This is a genomic window from Reichenbachiella sp. MSK19-1, from assembly GCF_003590315.1.
Taxonomy (GTDB): domain Bacteria; phylum Bacteroidota; class Bacteroidia; order Cytophagales; family Cyclobacteriaceae; genus Reichenbachiella; species Reichenbachiella agariperforans.
Genome location: NZ_MIER01000015.1, coordinates 407,033 through 426,575, shown reverse-complemented (window position 1 = coordinate 426,575; position 19,543 = coordinate 407,033). Strand labels below are relative to the sequence as shown.

11 protein-coding genes are annotated in these 19,543 nt (G+C 43.8%); 9 read left to right on the top strand and 2 right to left on the bottom strand.

All coding sequences use genetic code 11. From position 1 onward, the window contains the following. The first annotated feature begins 856 nt into the window (after positions 1-856). The 3 genes from BGP76_RS09990 (at position 857) to BGP76_RS09980 (ending at position 4,188) form a co-directional block, all read left to right on the top strand. A complete protein-coding gene (locus tag BGP76_RS09990; protein ID WP_073125471.1) occupies positions 857-1,624 on the top strand; it encodes a hypothetical protein in 768 nt (255 codons plus the stop codon). Between the two features lie 538 nt (positions 1,625-2,162). After that, a complete protein-coding gene (locus BGP76_RS09985; RefSeq protein WP_119844556.1) occupies positions 2,163-2,663 on the top strand; it encodes a hypothetical protein in 501 nt (166 codons plus the stop codon). 508 nt (positions 2,664-3,171) lie between these two features. Beyond that, positions 3,172-4,188: a zinc-binding dehydrogenase gene (locus BGP76_RS09980; RefSeq protein ID WP_119844555.1), complete on the top strand. Its 1,017-nt coding sequence runs from the start codon at positions 3,172-3,174 to the stop codon at positions 4,186-4,188. A 12-nt stretch (positions 4,189-4,200) separates the two neighbouring features. On the opposite strand, the gene BGP76_RS09975 is transcribed toward BGP76_RS09980, so the two are convergent. Then, positions 4,201-5,250, bottom strand: coding sequence for an AMP-binding protein (locus tag BGP76_RS09975; RefSeq protein WP_073125477.1), 1,050 nt, complete (start codon positions 5,248-5,250; stop codon positions 4,201-4,203). Between the two features lie 251 nt (positions 5,251-5,501). Here BGP76_RS09975 and BGP76_RS09970 point away from each other — a divergent pair, with 251 nt between their 5' ends. Further along, complete coding sequence (locus BGP76_RS09970) at positions 5,502-6,983, top strand: NupC/NupG family nucleoside CNT transporter (protein WP_119844554.1); 1,482 nt, start codon at positions 5,502-5,504, stop codon at positions 6,981-6,983. 27 nt (positions 6,984-7,010) lie between these two features. Here BGP76_RS09970 and pckA read toward each other — a convergent pair whose 3' ends face one another. Continuing rightward, a complete protein-coding gene (gene pckA / locus BGP76_RS09965; protein ID WP_073125482.1) occupies positions 7,011-8,636 on the bottom strand; it encodes a phosphoenolpyruvate carboxykinase (ATP) in 1,626 nt (541 codons plus the stop codon). A gap of 409 nt (positions 8,637-9,045) precedes the next feature. Between pckA and BGP76_RS09960 the strand changes: the two genes are divergently transcribed. Genes BGP76_RS09960 through BGP76_RS09940 form a run of 5 tightly spaced genes read left to right on the top strand, consistent with a single transcriptional unit; the run spans position 9,046 to position 19,522 of the window. Then, entirely contained in the window at positions 9,046-12,318 is a 3,273-nt protein-coding gene (locus BGP76_RS09960) for a HEAT repeat domain-containing protein (protein ID WP_119844553.1), read from the top strand. A gap of 24 nt (positions 12,319-12,342) precedes the next feature. Beyond that, positions 12,343-13,839, top strand: coding sequence for a hypothetical protein (locus tag BGP76_RS09955; RefSeq protein ID WP_073125488.1), 1,497 nt, complete (start codon positions 12,343-12,345; stop codon positions 13,837-13,839). Between the two features lies 1 nt (position 13,840). Continuing rightward, positions 13,841-17,014 (top strand): hypothetical protein, encoded by a 3,174-nt coding sequence (locus BGP76_RS09950; protein WP_073125491.1) that lies wholly within the window; start codon positions 13,841-13,843, stop codon positions 17,012-17,014. Positions 17,015-17,031: 17 nt separating this feature from the next. Continuing rightward, positions 17,032-18,165 (top strand): outer membrane beta-barrel protein, encoded by a 1,134-nt coding sequence (locus tag BGP76_RS09945; protein WP_147407446.1) that lies wholly within the window; start codon positions 17,032-17,034, stop codon positions 18,163-18,165. A gap of 7 nt (positions 18,166-18,172) precedes the next feature. Next, positions 18,173-19,522 (top strand): hypothetical protein, encoded by a 1,350-nt coding sequence (locus BGP76_RS09940; protein WP_147407445.1) that lies wholly within the window; start codon positions 18,173-18,175, stop codon positions 19,520-19,522. Positions 19,523-19,543: the final 21 nt, after the last annotated feature.

Here is a 19,543-nt window from a genome sequence, read left to right as displayed (position 1 = left end):
GAGGGGGGCTGTCAGATGTGATTAGAGATTTTAAGCGTTTCAGATCTAGACAGATCAAGGATATCTTGGAGGATAAAGCAAATGCAGAAAGCCACAGAGAGTGGATTGCCAGACAGTATGCAGGAGAGGAAGGGAGCTTGGTGTTAAGCTACTTGTAATCGAGCGGACGCTACGACCAGGGGAGTCAGAGGGGCGGCATACAATACTGTTAAATTCGTTGAGCTCAAGGGGCACCTACGTATAATATGGATTTCAGACTTTTATAGTTACACCTCTTTTGATTTGTCTGCGCAGACTTTGTCCCAAACCTACTGAAGCTTTACCAAACACCTACTGATACTTTGCCACAAACCTGCTGTGACTTTATGCTAAACCTGTACAGGTTTGCTAGAAAACCCGTGCAGACTTTGCTATAAACCCGCGCAGACTTTGCTCCGAACCCGCGCAGACTTTAGATCAAACCTGCGCAGACTTTGTTCCGAATCTGCGCAGACTTTAGGTCAAACCCGTGCAGATTTTGAGTCGAACCTGCACGGGTTTTTGAAAAGACAAAAACAGCCCCTTTCTGCAGCCTGCAGGACAGTATTTAGCGTCACGGTTTCCTTCCCGATGACGTCAGGAACAAATCCGAAGGCTCGGAGACGTCAGGAGCATATCCCGACACACTTCACTGAATAGCCCCCCTGTATCTAGGTATATTTAGGCCGTACTTTTTGATATTAGAGACCCGCTTGCTTGTATCTATCAGGGGTAAGGAGTATTCTTGGGGATATCAATGACTAACATAGTGTTGATACCAATAGTATATATACGCAATTGCGTATAGCGAAATGTTACAGGCAATTAACCGAACCGAATGAAGATCAACTTTAAGAATGGCATCTTAGTTACAGCCATATTTGGAATAGTACTGCAATTCATACCCGAACTCAAGTCTATTGGCCTGCTGATGCTTTTTATAGTACTTCCCATATTACTAATCTACATAACTCTGAACAGCAGAAAAGAAATTCTACAAAGCGGTAAGAAATTAGCCTCTGCATTTCTCATATCAATATCAGTAACAACAGTATCAATTGTCATTTACACTTTGATGAAAATTCTGCGCTTACCTGGCAATTCTGAAATGATGATTATTACCGCAGCTTTATCAGTACTCTCTATCGTAGTTGGAACTATATACATTTGGCTCAACCCCAACATTATCGGAGCTGAACTGGCTTTGATATTTCTTCCAGTAATCATGATCGTGTGGGATATTATTCCATTGAACACTCCACCTCAATTAAAAGAACATTACACTGAGCTTATGACTGCTCACTATTGGAACCAAGCAACCGCCTTTAAGAATGTTGTCAGCGATTGTGAAGCCACTAAAGCAATCGAAAACCTTGAAGATCAACTTATAACATCTTCAGGTGGATTTGATGAAAACGGACGGTTAGTTGGTTTTTACAACACCAAACTCACAGACATTTATAGGCAACAAGCCTCAGAACTTGTGGCAACACTAGCTCCGTCATACTCGAACGAACAAATGATTGAAAAATCAACTTATGTGGGTGAATTGATTATCTGCCTTACTCAACTACGGAACGAAGTGATTATTAAAAACTGCCTGTAACAGTGCGTATAGCGAATGCCCATGCTGCGTGACCGAAGGTGTGCGGGGAACAGCACCGCCGCTCCGCTCAGAATCAATAGAATACCGAGGAATGGTCATTCGTGACTCAAGCACTCCCGATCAACAGGAACGGCTAAACGAACTTTTGTAGTTTGTCGCGATTCGGCTACTTTAGTACTTTATCAAACCGTGTGGGCACATCGCCATACGCGGACGTCAGGCATAATTCACTTATTCATCATCATAACTCTTTGCGGTTTTCAATCGGACAAAGATAAAGAACTATATAAGGCTTTTCTTGACCGACAATTCGGAAACAGGCATAAGAATCTCGGGGAATTTGATGAAAGCATTAAACGTCTGAACTTCTCGAAGATCTGGACAACAAAAGAATTGAAAAAAAACCGACATTTGGGGAGGAATAAGACCTGAACCTCTTGGCTACATTGGTGCCAACAAACAAAGGTTCTTCATCCATTTTACCAGTATTCAACAATCAGAAACTGCAAACACCTACGCAGTAAAAGGGAAATCTAAGGTGAAATCGAACATCTGTGATTTCGAAGGGCAGTTTGTTATCAATGCTTATCAAGAGTTTACCAGAGATTATCATGAAGGTGCTGATTATGTGCTTAATCCAAAAATATTTAGAACAGGGGTAATTACTGGAACATATGAACTCAAGGAAGACCCAGAACAGAAATTTGCAGGAACCTTCAAAGGCGTATTCACCTCAAGCTTTTACATAGACGAACAAGGCAACATTGATTATGGTGTGGCAAGAATATTTTCGGACAACTTTATCAATAACCAGTTCGAAGGAACTTGGACGCCATATAACTCCAATAGTTCTAAAGTCTGCAACTGGGGTGACTTCAGAATCCCTAAGTCTGATGGACTTGACATGGGAGCTGGAGGCTTTTCACCATCTGATAGTTACTTGAAATATGGATGGCAGACTTATCGAGATGCTTATTGGTCACCAAATGCAAATGGAGTAGCTAGGGAGCAAGAGAAAGCTGAATGGTGGAAAGAATAAAATATGCCTAATCGAGTAGACGGCCGTGAGCCATAAGCACACGGTGCGCCTCTCACACTGCCAGATCCTTTCTTCGTCAGGACGGGGCAAGCGGTTCTCAATCCATACCCTACAGGCCGGCTCCTCGCTAAAAACGTCTAACAGATATTTTCTTTACGCACCGCCTCCAGTTCATTAAATCATACTTTCATAGCCTCTTTTCTTAAGTCTAGGGATGGGAATGTTCGTTCTCAACGATAGGACTCTGGGCTACTGCCCATCCCGCTCGGCAGCATTTGTAATGCGACCGTATCTTAAGGGCATGTGTCATGCCTCAGCTGACCAATCAGTACTCTATTCTTTCTTGTTACCTTTCCTTGAGCGCACCAGAAGTACCTTCCCAAAAACAATGTTTGTGTCCTCAAATAGGTTTTGCGTAGTGCGGTTGGTTATTCATTATTGGGAGCTATTGGCTAAAGGCTAGGTTGGCGGTTTTGTTTACTTTTGTGTCCCAATAAAACAAGTCAACATGCTCAGACAAGCTTACCGAATCGATAAAGTCGGCTCTACCGCCAACCTCAAACTAGTAGAAGAAGAAATCGCCGCTCCACAACCCAATGAGGTGCAAGTGGAGGTCAAAACCATCGGGCTCAATTTTGCAGATGTATTTGCCATCCATGGGCTGTACAGTGCCACGCCTAAGGGGAGTTTCGTGCCTGGGCTAGAGTTTTGTGGTGTGGTGGATCAAGTCGGCGATCAGGTCACCACCTACAAGAAAGGGGACAAGGTCATGGGCGTGACGCGCTTTGGGGGCTATGCCTCGCGTCTCAATATCGACGATAGGCACATCGTGCCGTTGCCTGAGGGCTGGACAGAGGAGGAGGGCGCGGCGTTTCTCGTACAGGGACTGACCGCCTACTATGCGCTGGTCTATCTCGGTGGATTGAAAAAAGGGCAGAATGTCCTGATCCACAGTGGGGCAGGTGGTGTAGGGATACTGGCCAACCGCATAGCCAAGTGCTACGAGGCGTTCACAGTAGGTACAGTCGGCAGTGACCGAAAACTGGACGTGCTGGCACGCGAAGGGTTTGATGCTTCGATCGTGCGTAGCAAGGCATTCGAAGCGGATTTGAAAAAATCGCTGGGCGATCGTGAGCTCAATGTGATTATAGAGACGATCGGGGGAGAGATCTTTAAGGCGGGCTACAAGACCATGGCGCCTCAGGGCAGAATGGTCGTCGTGGGTGCCTCGCAGTTCGCCTCTCCGGGCTCTAAACCCAACTACTTCAAACTGCTCTGGAAGTTTCTCACCCGTCCCAAACTAGATCCACAGCAGATGATACAGGAGAACAAATCGGTGATGGGATTCAACCTGATCTGGTTGTATGAGAAGGTAGAGATCATGGATGAGCTATTGGTGGCGATGAACAAGCTGGATTTGGGCAAGCCCTTCGTAGGGAGTGTTTTTGCTTTCGATCAGCTACATGATGCCATCAAGCTGTTTCAGAGTGGTAAGTCTACAGGGAAAGTCGTGGTGAAACTCTAGTGTAATCTAGTTCTAGTGTAGCTGTTGCATGGTGGTTTTTCGGTTGAGTTTTCCGCTTTCGGTCGTGATAAAGGGCGTGATGGTATGCTGTTCCTTTGGACTGTGGTGTTTGGAGAACTGATCGGTGATCAGTGCCTGTATCTGACCGAAGAGCGCATCGGTGATGGCAGTTTCTGTGATCAATACGCACTTGCTGCCCAGCTGCGTGTCTGCTACGCTGCTGATGAAGTAGTGCGTCTGGGGTAGTAGCGATGCGATGGTTTTTTCCAACTGTTCCGGATGGATTTTGATGCCGCCAGAGTTGATTACGAAATCCGCCCTGCCTAGCCATAGAAATTTCTTGGGAGACAAAATCTGAACGACATCCGTCGTTTGGATGCGTTGATTGTCCGTGATGATGCCTGATATGTTGAGGCATTGTGCCTCGTCTTGACCTATTTTGACACCATCGATCACGTCATAGTATGCGTCTTCGCTCTTGCCTTGTACCTTCATGAGTGCGATGTGACTGACCGTCTCGGTCATGCCGTAGGTCAGGTAGATGTTGGTGTTGAGAGACGACAAAATATCAAAAGCTTCGCCAGAGAGTGGTGCGCCACCGATGAGTATGTTTTTGATTCCTTCCAGTTGACCAAAGCTGCGGTCTTCGATCATTTTGTAGATCTGGAAAGGGACGAAGGACGCAAAGTCTATAGGGTGATCCAGCAGGTGCAGCGGGTTAGCGCTGGGTTTTTCGATGTAGATGTCCATGTCGAGGATGAGCGCTCTGGCCATCATCATGGTGGAGGCGATGTAAGCAGGGCTCAGACAGAGCAATACCCGATCTTTGGGACTCAGGGATAGTGCTCTGGCACTGGCGAAGACACTGGTTTCTATTTGTCTACGTTTGATTTCTATTTTTTTTGGCTTTCCCGTAGAGCCAGACGACTGAAAATGGAAGGTCTTTTGATCTGATAGCCATCCCTCGATGAATGCAAACAGCGCGGCATAGGAAGGGACAGTGCTGGCGAGTTGGACAAACTCCTGCGGACTATATACAGTGTTTTCGAAGTGGATTTTCATGTGTCTTTGTATTCATTGCCAAAATTGGTCATTCGGGATGAGGAGAACAAACCTCTTTTGGATATTAGCTGCTCTACTGGCGTGTCGCAGTTGATTGACACTCCTATAATCTCCTGATGGTGGGAATCATTTCTTATGCCTTTTCCCACCTAGAAGGAAAGTTATCCTGCAAATGCTTTGTCCTCAATGTTAACGGCTGTTAATTTAGCGTTTGGTTTAACTCACTACTTTTAGCCTTAAGGTGCCCTTTGATGATATTTAGAAGTTTCGCTCTTTTACTTCTGACCATAATGTGTTTGGTCTGGAGTCCTGTCTTAGCAGATACGATCCCTGCACAATCTACAATAGCACCGGTACCTATCGATACGGTGATCAGTGCTCCACAAGATTCTATAATCGCTCAGTCTGTCATGGGGGAACAACTCCAACCGCTAGAAGAGGAAAATAGAGTGGTGTCGGTGTTGCGTGGTATGCTGGGTATGGCGGTGTTGATCCTGATAGCATGGTTGTTTAGCAGCAACCGTCGCGCGATACGCTGGAAGGTTGTCGGGATAGGGTTGGCCATTCAGGTAGCTTTGGCAATGGGCGTATTGCACTTGTCATTTGTACGCGCGATTTTCGAATTTGTAGGACGGATATTTACACAGGTTTTGGAGTTCACCAAGATAGGGAGTCAGTTCCTGTTCGGTAGTCTGATGGATATAGATTCTATGGGCTACATTTTTGCGCTACAGATTCTACCTACTGTGATATTCTTCTCAGCGATTACGAGTGTGCTTTTCTATTTAGGTGTGATTCAAAAGGTCGTATATGGGTTGGCATGGTTGCTCAGCAAGGCACTCAAGCTGAGTGGTGCGGAAAGCCTGAGTGTAGCGGGGAATATATTTTTGGGCCAGACAGAAGCGCCGCTGCTTATCAAAGGGTATCTGGATAACATGAATCGCTCCGAGATCCTACTGGTGATGACAGGCGGCATGGCTACTGTGGCTGGTGGGGTACTGGCAGCATACATTGGTTTTTTGGGAGGAGGCGATCCCGTGCAGCGATTGATTTTTGCAAAGCATCTGCTGGCGGCATCTATCATGGCTGCCCCAGGAGCAGTGATCATATCCAAGATCATCTATCCACAGACCGAGTCTATAGACTCAGAGGTTAAGATCACACGAATGAATGTAGGATCGAATTTTCTAGACGCGATGGCGAATGGCACGACCGAAGGGCTAAAATTAGCCTTGAATGTCGGTGCGATGCTGCTGGTGTTCTTTGCCTTTTTAGCCATGTTCAACTTCGTCCTATTCAAAGTCGGAGATGTGACCAACTGGAATGAGGCGATTGCGTCATTCTCTAATGGCAACTATGATTCGCTATCCTTGGAGTTTTTGCTAGGGTATCTTTTTGCACCGTTGATGTGGCTCATAGGCGTAGGGACGGAAGATATCACCTTAGTCGGTCGCTTGTTAGGGGAGAAGATCATCGCTAGCGAGTTTGTAGGATACGAAAGCTTAGCGAGACTCAAAGAGTTGGGTGCTTTCACTCAACAAAAATCCATCATCATGGCGACTTATATGCTATGTGGATTTGCCAATTTCGCCTCTATAGGGATACAAATCGGAGGGATTGGCGGTTTAGCACCGAGCCAGAAAGTGGTACTGTCAGAGTTGGGCTTCAAAGCCTTGATCGCAGGGACGCTGGCTTCACTCATGTCTGCCACGATTGTCGGGATGATCATGTAAAAAGGCGGCCTTTCGACCGCCTTTCCATTAGTTGTTTTTGTAGTTCAAATTCGGGACAGGTTGCCCTGACATGATTTCGTCATTGGCATATTCCTCGAATTTCTTAAAGTTCTCTCTAAACTTAGTCGCGAGCTCGTTGGCCTTGGCGTAGTAGCCATCATCGTCTTTCCAAGTCTCTCGTGGGCTTAGTAGCTCCGATGGTACATCTGGGCAAGTCATCGGGATTTGAACCCCATAGATCGAGTGTGTTCTGAATCCTACATTGTCCAAAGTCCCATTGAGTGCTGCAGAAATCATCGCTCGGGTATACTTGAGCTTCATTCTAGAACCCACACCATAGGGACCTCCAGTCCAACCTGTGTTGATGAGCCATACATCCACCTCATTTTCTTCCATCTTTTTACCGAGCATCTCAGCATATTTGGTGGGATGCAAAGGGAGGAAGGGCGCTCCAAAGCAGGCACTAAATACGGTCTGAGGTTCGGTGACACCAGCTTCTGTACCAGCGACTTTGGCAGTGTAGCCTGAGATGAAGTGGTACATCGCTTGTCCTTTGCTCATCTTAGAGATAGGAGGGATGACCCCAAAAGCATCACAAGTCAAGAAGAAGATGTTTCTCGGGATACCACCGATCGATGGATCAGCTGCATTGGCTATATGATCGATAGGGTAGGCTGCACGGGTGTTTTCTGTTACCGATACATTTTCGTAATCCACGAGGCGTGTTCCTTCGTGGTAGCGTGTGTTTTCAACGATTGCGCCATATTTGATGGCACGGAAGATGTCGGGCTCATTCTTTTCTTTGAGGTCAATGACCTTAGCGTAGCAGCCCCCTTCGAAGTTGAAAACGTTTTGGTCGGTCCAGCCGTGTTCATCATCTCCGATCAAGTCACGGTTCGGGTCAGCTGATAGGGTCGTTTTACCAGTGCCAGACAATCCAAAGAAGATGGCGGTGTCTTTCTTTTGTAGTCCCATGTTAGCAGAGCAGTGCATGGATAGTACATTTTCGTTGACTGGGAGTAGGTAGTTGAGTACGGAGAAAATCCCCTTTTTCATCTCGCCAGCGTAGGCTGTACCTCCTATGAGGATGACACGTTTCTTCATGTTGATCACAGCGAAATTTTTGCTGCGTGTTCCGTCTACCGATGGGTCAGCTTCAAATTCCGGAATGCATAGAATGGTGAAGTTGGGGTTAAACTCCTTGAGCTTGTAGCTGTCAGGTCTCAGGAACATGTTGTGACAAAATAGGTTGTGCCATGCGAGTGTGTTGATCACACGTAAGTTGAGCCGGTAGGTTTTGTCAGCTCCTGCATAGGCATCCCTTACATAGATTTTTTTACCCGCTAGATGCGCTAACATTTTCTCGTGTAGCTGCTGAAATTTCTCTTCTTCAAAGGGGAGGTTGATGTCATTCCACCAAATGTGTGAACTAGACTCAGGCTCATCCACGATGAATCGATCCTTTGGAGACCTGCCGGTAAACTTGCCTGTGTCACACATGAGTGCTCCAGTGCTAGTGAGCGTGCCTTCTTGGTTGATGAGCGCTTCTTCGATCAATGCAGAAGGTGTCAAGTTCCAATGAACCTCTGCCGCTTTTTGAATTCCAGATGCCGCACTGCCATGTGGGTCTGGAATAATTCCGAATTGTTGCATTTATGTATTTGGGTTTAATGTTGAGGTAAAGTTAAAAGGTTTGAGATATTCTCCTGATTATCAAGGATACAAAATCCCAATCTTACAATAATCCAAAAAAGTAGGATTATATACTGTCTATTTTGTAGGATTCTTATACTAGAGAATATTTCGCATGGTTATATCCATATCACTCTCTGTTCTGCGGTTTTATATAGGTTCTATTTCGTTTTTTTTCTTAAGTTTGAATATTGAACGAACTAGCTATACTGTACTCAACCAACTAATTAGAACTTAAACTTATCAATTAGTAGCATTCGAGTGGGAAGAGAATAAGTTTAGTATTCGAAAAGTCCAATTATATATTGGAATAGTTTTGTACATAGCTGTTCGCTTAGTTAAAGGATATTTTAAACTTTTACGCTCAAACGTGCTTCAATCATTTTTAGCCTTTCTTGGAGGGAAACCTGGCGAAGAGAAAACCATGCTTTTACTTTTGGGTAAAGGGTTTTTCATGGGAGTATTCTTAGCGACCTATTTAGTGGGTGCAGAGACTCTGTTTATCAGTACGGTGGGCAAGGAGTATCTTGATGACGCCTTCTTTATTACAGGGATTCTAGGAGTGATTACTACAGCACTCTATGTTTATATCCAGAAACGATCCAACTTTTCGACGCTCGTCGTGTCTAATGCTTTTCTGACTTTCTTGTTTATTGCGCTCTTGAGAGCCGCCTTTTGGTATTTTGATTACAACCAGACGGATAAGGGCTTTCATATTTTGCCTTTTATACTCTTTGTAATGAATGGTCCGATTTCGGCTATCACTTTACTCGGTTTCTGGGGGATATTTGGTAGGATTTTCGATCTCAAACAAGCCAAACGTACCATTGGAGGTATCGATACAGGACAATTGACTGCTACGATGTTAGCTTTTTTCTCAATTCCACTTTTGACGAGACTTCATATTGTAGATGAAACCTATGATTTGCTGATGATCTCTGCGGTATCGGCATTTGGCGTACTGTTGCTTACTATCTGGATAGTAAAGGACTATAACCTTGACAGTGCGACGAAGATTAGACAGGACGATACTTTCAAAGTGCGGGAGGTATCTTATAAAGATTTGTTTAGAGACAAGTATATGCGGATGCTATGCTTGTTTATGGTGTTTTCCATGAGTTCGGCGGTTTTTGCAAACTATCTCTACATCTCTGCGACGGAGATTATGTATCCAGTAGACAGGGAAACGGGAGATGATACCGAGTTGAGAAATTTTCTATCATTTGCGAATGCGGCGGTAATGGTACTTAGTTTCATTATCCAAAGTTTCATTAATGATATTATCATTGGGCGATTCGGGTTGAGGGTCTCACTGATGGTGATGCCGCTAGTACTGGGATTGTTTACAATAGGTGCAATATTTTCTGGGCATGTGTTCGGGTACGAAGAGAAGACGGACGAGTTCTTGTTTTTCTTTATATTTCTAGTGGTGGGGAAAGTGTTTACTTCATCTCTGAAAGACGCCCTCGAAAATCCCGCTTTTAAGCTTTTCTTCCTGCCTTTTGATGTCAAGATACGTTTTGATATTCAGTCACGTATCGAAGGGGTAGTTAATCAGATTGCCATTCTTGTAGCTGGTGGTTTGCAGATTGGACTAGGGTTATTGGCCTTCTTTGAGTTGATACACTATGCTTATTTTATTTTGGTGCTGGCAGTGTTTATTATCTATTATGCTGGTAAGCTGTATATCGAGTATAAGTCTCAGTTGCTCATTACGCTAGAAGATCAAAAGATCAAGCTCAAAGGAGCGGGTACTAAGAATGATCAGAATACGATCAACATCATCAAGAAGGAGTTGAGACGACGAGATCCTGATCGTATTTTGAATGCACTCAAGCTCATGGAGAAGATGGAGCCTATTTTGTTGGACTTCTCATTGCTGGATTTTATTCGGTCCGAGCACAAAGACTTAAGGCTATTTGCCTATAACAGGTTGGGCTTCCTTATGAGTTTCAATACATTAGATATTTTGGAGCGTGAGATTAAGAAGGAAGAAGACGCCGAGGTGAGAGGTGTAGCTGCCGAGACTATCGAGATACTTCATGAGCTAGAGGATTATGAGTTGACCGAGTTAGGAATCAAAAAACTCGTGCGATCCACAGAAACTACAGATCGGATCTATGCAGCACGTGTACTGACCAAATTGGATGATGATAAGTTTGTGCCTTTTTTGACCGAATTGCTAAGAGATATTAATCCGTCGGTTCGCCGTGCAGCCATCACCACTGCGGGTAAGTTGAAGCGTCCAGAGTTTTGGAATGTATTGATAGAGAACCTTCATATCCCTGCTTATAGTAATTATGCTGATTCGGCACTGATCGCGTCTGGTGAAACGGTTTTTTATGCCATAGATTCGGCCTTCTACAAGACAGGGCAGCATCTGGATACCATGGTTCGTATTGTTCAGATTATGGGGAAAGTAGGAGGACGGACAGCTATCGAGATGCTCTGGAAGAAAATAGAATTTCCAGATAAAAACATTATCTCAGAACTGCTTTTGTCTCTCAGTTATATTGGTTTTGAAGCGAAGGATTTTCAAGCAGCACGAATTAGACTCGCGATTGAAAGTACGATCAGTGATTTGGCATGGAACATCAAGGCACTACAAGACGTGCCAGAAGAAGATTTCTTTGATCGTATGATTCATACGGCCTTTGCAGAGGAGAATAAGAAAAATTTCGACCTGATCTTTATGTTGCTATCTATGATATACGATGCACAGAGTATCAAACTGGTTAGGGATAATATCGATTTGGGTACCACAGATAGTGTGTCTTTTGGTATAGAAATGTTGGATATTTTTGTGGATGAAAACCTAAAACCAAAACTATCTTCTGTTTTGGATGATCTGCCAGATGAGGAGAAGTTGAAGAAGTTGAATAATTACTTCCCGCCAGAAAACTTCGAGGATTATTCGGATTTACTCCTGCAGATCGTGAATCGAGATTATAATAATATCAATAAGTATACGAAGTGTTTGGCAATCTATAAGTTGTCAAAAATAAGAGGGCAACAAGTGACCAATGATTTGATTGCTAACCTGTTCAATCCAGACTATATGATGGTGCAAACGGCAGCAGCTGCGATATATAAACTGGATCATGAGACTTATCAATACCATACTAAGCGACTCAGACCTGCGTTGAAAAAGAAGCTTGATAAGGATATTGTGCCTCCAGTGTTTAAAACCAACGAAGAAGGCTATCATCAGAAGTTGTTGATCATTGAGCGTACGATTATGCTCAAGCAAATAGAGATTTTCAAAGGTATTCCTGGGGTTATTCTTTTGGAACTATCAAGTAGGTTTGATGAGATCAAAGTGGCCAATAATACCACTGTAGCGGAGATTGGAGACTCAGGCAGCATGCCTGTGTATATAGTACTAAAGGGACAATTGCGAGTAGATTATGAGGATGGTACATCTAGAATCATAGAGGAACGCGGGATTGTGGGACACAAAATGATTTTGTCAACTGATCGATATGCATATAACCTAACCACAGAGACGGAGTGTCTATTACTGACCATAGGAAAAGATGAATTATACGATGCTGTCTCTCGCAATGTAGAGATGGTGGACGGTATTTTGACTATAGTTAATGAAAGTGAAATTGAGGAAGAAGAGGAGTCAATATTCATTTGATAATCACCTGTAAACAAATAGTTAATGAAATTTGAACACGACATATTGCTTGCATACCATACCTTGGATGACGAACCTATTGGTGGAGGAAGTAAAGGGTGGGTCACTAACTTTTACCGGTTCTTGTCTACGCTCGTAGAGCAGGTGTCAGGCACAAAGTCTAAGATAAAAATGGTGAATGAAAAGGATAGTCATGTGGACTTATACAATGGCTGTTCTGTTTTAGTTCCGATTTTTTCCAAACATTTTTTGAGCAACCCGACCCTTATCAATGGGGTCAATCTATTCGCCAGTTCGGCCAAAGAAAATAACAACCTACAAATGGATGGGCTATCAAGGCTCCTCAAAGTGATCAAATTCCCCATTGATGTAGATGAATATTTACCAGACTATTCGGATATTCTATCCTATGATTTTTATCAGATTGACTCACTGACAGGTGAACCTCAGGAGTTTAGACGGTTTTTTGGTAATGAAGCTGAACGAAGCTACTGGATGAAGATGGTGGATATGGCCTATGATATTCATCAGATTCAAAAGAAAATGTCTGAAGTGACTTCTAAGGAGACCGTAGTGTCAGAAGTGACTAGAGAGAAAACCATTTATCTCGCAAACTCTGGGGTGGACATGATCATACAGAGAGACATTGTCAAGAGAGAGTTGATTCGTCATGGTTATCGTGTGTTGCCAGATCAGTCTCTCCCTAAAGAAATACATGCTTTGGAGTCAGCTGTGAAGCGTGATTTGGCAGCATGTTGTCTGTCTATTCACTTGATAGGAGAGGACTATGGTTACTCCCCTCGAGGGTCAGAGCTGTCTATTGTTGATATTCAGAATAAACTGGCTTCTATGCATACTTTCGAGATGCATGAGCAGAATAAGAGAGACCATACTTCTGAGAAATTCAGTCGATTGATTTGGCTGTCCCCAGATTTGAAAAATGTCACCGAGAGACAAAAAATATTTATTGAAGATCTGAAAACTGACGCAGCTGCCTTGGATGAGGCAGAAGTTCTTCAAATCCCGTTACAAGAGTTGAAATCTATCATCAGAGAGGAATTGGTCACAGGAGGTCGTTTCAAGGCCAAGGAAGTAAAGCGTGATGAGTCCTTGCCAGATGAGGGCAACATTATTTATTTGATCTGTGATCAACTCGATGTAGAAGCCTCTCAGCCTGTATTTCAGTACCTGAAAAAGAAAGGCTATAATGTTGTGACTACTCTTTTCGAAGGACAATTAATGGATTTAAGGTATTTGCATCAGGAGAATTTGAGACGTTGTGATGCCTCGTTGATTTATTTCGGTCGATCATCCGAAGATTGGATCAGAACGAAGCTCCAAGATCTCCTGAAGGCGCCAGGATTTGGTAGAACCAAGCCGATGAGAGCATCAGCAATATATGCAGAAGATAAGACTAAACTAATAAATCAGAATGTTCAATTGACCAGAACTATGGTGTTAGGAGATAGTGACTTCTCTCCCAATACTCTCGAACCATTCTTAGCTAAACTGGAAAATTAATATGAGCGAAAAAGAAATGATAACCGACGAATATGGGCAATCAGATGTTGCACAGTTCGTAGATCCTTTTCCTGGTCTTCGACCATTTGGGATAGAGGAGAGCCATTTGTTTTTTGGACGGGAAGGCCAAAGTGATGAGGTACTCATGAAGCTTTCGGAGAATAAGTTCGTGGGGATTTTAGGAGCATCGGGTAGTGGAAAGTCTTCACTGATGTACTGTGGTCTGATACCGACTCTCTATGGTGGTTTTATGACACAGGCTGGCTCTAACTGGCGCATTGTCGTGACCAGACCAGGAGGGGGGCCGATTGATAATCTGGCCGAGTCACTTTTGCTCAAAGATGAGCAGTACAATAGTATAGATGATGAGGATAAGCTCATCCGCAAGACAATTACTTCTACGGTATTGAGGAGTAGTTCTCTTGGTCTAATAGAAGCAGTCAAACAGCTCAAGTCTTCTGATCAGGAGAATGTCTTGATTTTAGTGGATCAATTTGAAGAGCTATTTAGATATAAAAAATTAGAAACCCTGTCTTCGGACTTGGATGAATCTTCCGCATTTGTCAACTTGTTGTTGGAGGCAGTTCATCAGTATGATGCTCCGATCTATGTGGCACTAACGATGCGTTCCGATTTTATCGGTGATTGTGCGCAGTTTCCTGAACTGACGCAAATGATTAACGATAGTCACTATCTCATCCCTCAGATGACACGTGACCAGAAGCGTCTAGCTATAGAAGGACCTGTGGCAGTAGGAGGAGGGAAGATAGCCCCACGACTCACACAGCAACTTCTCAATGACGTAGGAGATAACCCTGATCAACTACCAATTCTACAGCATGCGCTCATGCGTACATGGCAGTTTTGGAAGGAGCATCGTCGTGAAGAGGAACCCATGGACCTCAAGCATTATAATGCGGTAGGAACCTTGAGAGAGGCACTTTCTCAGCATGCTAATGAAGCGTTTGATTCTCTGTCTAAACGTGAGCAACAGATTTGTGAGTCCATGTTTAAGGCATTGACAGAGCGGGGGACGGAATCGTCAGGTATTAGGCGACCTACAAAAGTTTCTACGATTGCGTCTATTGCAGGTGTGACAGAGGACGAAGTAGGACGAGTAGTGGATAAATTCCGAGAACCTGGTAGGACATTGTTGATGCCACCACATGGGGTTAGGTTAGATTCAGATACTGTTATTGATATTTCTCACGAAAGTTTGATGAGGATATGGACACGCCTAAAGTCATGGTTGGACGAAGAGTCACGCTCGGCAGAGATGTATCTGAAACTGTCCGAGTCTGCTGAAAGGTTCCAACTCGGACGAGCTGGTTTGTGGAAGATGCCAGATTTACAACTGGCACTCAACTGGGAGGAGGAAAATAAGCCTACATTGGTCTGGGGGCAGCGCTATGAGCCTGCTTTTGAGCGAACCATGGTGTTCCTAGAGACCAGTAAGAAAGCCTACGAAACTGAACAAAGAAACAAAGAGCTTCTACAAAAGAGAGCCCTTCAGCGCTCACGTTTGGTTGCTGTCGTGCTCGGGGTAGCAATGTTGATTTGTATTTTCTTCGTGGTATTGGCACAGATACGAGCGGGAGAAGCGAACAAGCAGAAAGCACAAGCAGAAGCCAACTTGCAACTAGCAGCTATCGCGCAAAAGAAAGCTGAGGAACAAGAGCAGAAAGCAACCGAAAAGGCAACAGAAGCACGAAAGCAAACCCGACTGGCACAGGAAGCTGCAGAATTAGCCAAGATTGAACAACAAAAGGCTGAGGAACAAAAGCGCCTTGCCGATGTGCAAAGACAGCGGGCAGAAGCAGCCCAAGTACGCGCTAATGAAAACGCAGAGGAAGCCAAGCGAAGTGCTGAACAAGCAAAGATTGCTGAGCTTGCCGCTGCGAAAAGTGCGGAGGTCGCCAATGAACAGCGACTAGCCGCGCTAGCACTTCGTTATCAGGCGATTGCTAACTCCATGGCCATCAAGTCTCAAAAAATTGATGATGACGTAGAGCAGCAGGCAGTCATAGCGCGTCAAGCTTGGTTGTTTGACGATGAGTATTCTAATAAGGAGTACAATCCTGATATATACGCGGGGGTTTATTATGCTACAAAGGCACTCACCGGTGGAGATTCGTCAGTGTACAATCATTTCCCTGGTCACTCCGAAGCAGTGAGGTCTGTCAAGTTCTCTAAGGATGGCAAGCGCATGTTCTCTGCGGCCAGTGATGGGCGCATTCTTTCATGGAATCTAAAAGATAAAACGAACAAGGAGATACTCAATGATAAGCAGGTTAACCGTGTCGTAGATATTAGTCCTGACGAGAAATGGTTAGCTGTAGGTAGTGACAATGATAATGTCTTACTCTATAATCTCAAGAATCCTGAGGCACTACCCAAAGAGATTACTGATCATAACGGCGTGGTTTTCGATTTGATCTTTTTGGGAGATAATAAAGGGTTTGTTTATACAGCTAGTGACAAAGTGGTGCGTTTACATGATTTTAACAAGAGTGTAGAAGTCGCACGCGTCACCTCTAGAGTTAAATCATTGACGATCAGTCCTGATGGGAGGTATCTCGCAGGCGGTAGCGATGCAGGTAGCGTGTATCTTTGGGATTTGAAAAATGATTTTGAGGAAAGCTCGTTATACGTCCAACAGGGAGCTTCAGTAAGTGCTGTAGCTTTTAGCAATGACGGTAATGTACTGGCGTTTGGGGATGATGATGGTGATATTGTCCTATGGGATTTGGTAGCCAATAGAACGATTAAAAAATTAACTAGCCATAGTGCGTCGATTACCGAGCTTGATTTCAATGAAGACAATTCTTTGTTGGCATCATCTAGTCTAGATGGAACAGCAAAAATATGGGTGATGGAATATCTCAATGATTTACCTATCAATCTAGATGACCATGAAAGCTTGGATAATGCAGGAAATAAAGGTTGGGTTTGGACCGTTCAATTTGCTCCAGATGGTAAACACCTGATGACAGGAGCAGGTGACGGAATCATTCGATGGTGGCCGACAGAGCCAGATGAGATGGCTCAGGCGATTTGTGGGTATGAGGTGATAGATGAAAACCTTAGTGAGACCACATGGGCGGCTTATGTAGGTGAAGGTATCGATTACGAATATACCTGCGAAGGATTACCAAAGAGACAAGAGTTAGAATAGCATAAACTGTAGAGAGTTTGAAGAAAATATTAATTCCACTTGTATTGATCTTAGGATTATCTGTTCGAGCATATGCTCAGGGCGGATGTACACAGAAGTTAAGTGAGGCAGAGGATTTGTACGAAGCGGGTCGCTTGTATGAAGTGACCAAAAAGCTAAAGGAAGGTTCTTGCCTACTAGATGCGAAATCAGGCTTTACCAAAGAGGAGCGAATCAGAGCTTATCGTTTGCTGGCTTTGGTGTACTTGTTTATGGATAATGAGCCAGATGCTGAGGATGCTGTAGTCAACTTGCTTTTGGTGGATCCTGAACATCCCGAGAATGACCCGAATGATCCAGCCGAGCTCAAGTTGCTCTTTGCTAAATACCGATCAAAGCCTATTTTTAGATTAGGTGTGTATGCAGGTATGAGCTATGCTTCAGTTCATTCTATGCAGGAATACGGGACTTATAATTTCAATAATGAGGGCTTTGATCGTGATGATTCTGGAACAGACCTGTCAAAAGAGTACGGTTCACTTCTAGGGTTTAAAGGGGGGCTGAGTATCGAGTATATGGTTGTTAAGAACCTTGAAATATTATTACGCATAGAATACCTGAGGGCATCCTATGAAGTACAAGCTCAGCTTTTGAGTAACGGATCAAATGATGATTTTAATGCCAATTCTTTTGAAGTGTCTTTGTTAGAAAATCAGCAGTGGATGAATTTCCCACTAGGGTTGAGGTACAATTTTCCGTTAGGAAACGTGACTCCTTATATCACAGGAGGTGCATCTTATGGGTTCCTGCTCAAGTCTAGTATGACAGGGGATAGAGCAGGTTTGGCTACTAAATTTTTGACAGGTTTGGATCTGATGGAGTTAGATATGCGGAACAAAACGAATTGGTCTTATTTTGGAGGGTTGGGGCTGAAAATCAATATTAAGCGTACCAACTCATTGTTTTTTGAGGCGAGTTATAGTGTCGGTGCGGCCAATTTCGTCAATGGACAGAATAGGTATGCTTCTGATGACCTCACAATCAAAATGGCACATGTAGATGATGATTTGACACTAAATCACCTTGCGGTGACCGTCGGTTTTATCAAATCATTCTATAACCCGAAAAAGTATTCGGAAAAGAAACTCAAAAAATTGAATCAAAAAAAGTAGGTACGAAATGATAAATTATTGGAGACAATATCTGTTTGTATTTGTATCACTGGCTATGGTGGGGTGTATGGAAGAGGATCCGAATAGTGTCCCTCCTTCTCAAACCTATGTCAAGTATTTTGGAAGTACCGCAACCGAACAGATGGTAGACATGGTTCAGACGGTAGACAATGAGTTTTTGATGCTAGGCTATACCAATAACAAAGAGGCAGGTGATTTTGATTTTTACATCATCAAAACAGACTCAGCTGGTAATGGTATATGGCAACAGACCTATGGTTATAACCATGGCAATACATTTAGATCGGCGAGTCAAGATGTGCCTAAATCAGTTCGTCTCATCAATAATGATCAGAATTTACTGGCTATTGGGACCAGTGACGTGTCGGACACGCTCAGTATTTTGATGTTTAATATAGACGTAGCGTCTGGGGAGGTTGTGGATTCGCTGCGGTACCAGTACTACGACAATAGAACTGGTACCAACATAACAGACCGTGGATATGTATCGACATTGGGCGCAGATGTGTTGTATAACGAGTCGTCCAACGAGTATATCATACTGGGTAGTGTAGAGACATGGAGTAATAATATATACACCTCTGATCCTCAGAGTATACTATTGATGGCCATAGATGCTGGAGCAGATTGGCAAGACCCTAATTTGTCTCCCTCATGGATGGATATCGGCGGTCTACGTTTAGAAGATACGGGTATCAAGTTGATGGAGACTGATGGAGATTACTTTCTCCTATCTACGGTAACGATTCCTTTTGGTAGCAATCTAGGCTATGGCAATGAGGATGTGCTTCTTGCGGAGTTTAATCCATCAAGTGGTGCCTACATTAACAGTACACTGTATGGAACGACAGAGAATGACATTGCGGCCAATTTCATCTCCTATGGTAACTCACTCATGGTTGTAGGTACTACAGGGGACGACCAAAATGAAAAAGCATTTTACCTGAAAGTGCCTAAGGCACTGCCAGAGTCTGATTCAGAAGGGTTTGCGATAGATGTGGTAGGTAACGAGTCGCTTGGGCTCAATGCCAGCGGAACGCAGGGAAAGGATTTGATTCGCTTGCCCAATGGGAATATCTATATCGCAGGGCAGTTAAATGCCTATACGAGCCCTTCAGGAGAGTTTAAGGAAAATGAGATTGTGATTTTTAGAACAGATGGGTTTGGGAATCTGGATACCGACAATTTTAGGATATATGGGAGTGAGGACAATGATCAGGCCAATGCCATACTATTGCAGGAGGATGGAGCGTTAGTCATTGGAGCTACCATCGATTTTGGATCTACCTCCATGATGTCGTTGATGAAAACCAACGTAAGAGGGGAGTTTAAGTGAAAGTAAGAGATACGTGAAAAG

Bases quoted from the DNA above. Each gene is read 5' to 3' on its own strand.
- BGP76_RS09970 (WP_119844554.1), top strand. From the start codon at position 5,502: ATGATATTTAGAAGTTTCGCTCTTTTACTTCTGACCATAATGTGTTTG.
- BGP76_RS09990 (WP_073125471.1), top strand. From the start codon at position 857: ATGAAGATCAACTTTAAGAATGGCATCTTAGTTACAGCCATATTTGGA.
- BGP76_RS09940 (WP_147407445.1), top strand. From the start codon at position 18,173: ATGATAAATTATTGGAGACAATATCTGTTTGTATTTGTATCACTGGCT.
- pckA (WP_073125482.1), bottom strand. From the start codon at position 8,636: ATGCAACAATTCGGAATTATTCCAGACCCACATGGCAGTGCGGCATCT.
- BGP76_RS09975 (WP_073125477.1), bottom strand. From the start codon at position 5,250: ATGAAAATCCACTTCGAAAACACTGTATATAGTCCGCAGGAGTTTGTC.
- BGP76_RS09955 (WP_073125488.1), top strand. From the start codon at position 12,343: ATGAAATTTGAACACGACATATTGCTTGCATACCATACCTTGGATGAC.
- BGP76_RS09950 (WP_073125491.1), top strand. From the start codon at position 13,841: ATGAGCGAAAAAGAAATGATAACCGACGAATATGGGCAATCAGATGTT.
- BGP76_RS09980 (WP_119844555.1), top strand. From the start codon at position 3,172: ATGCTCAGACAAGCTTACCGAATCGATAAAGTCGGCTCTACCGCCAAC.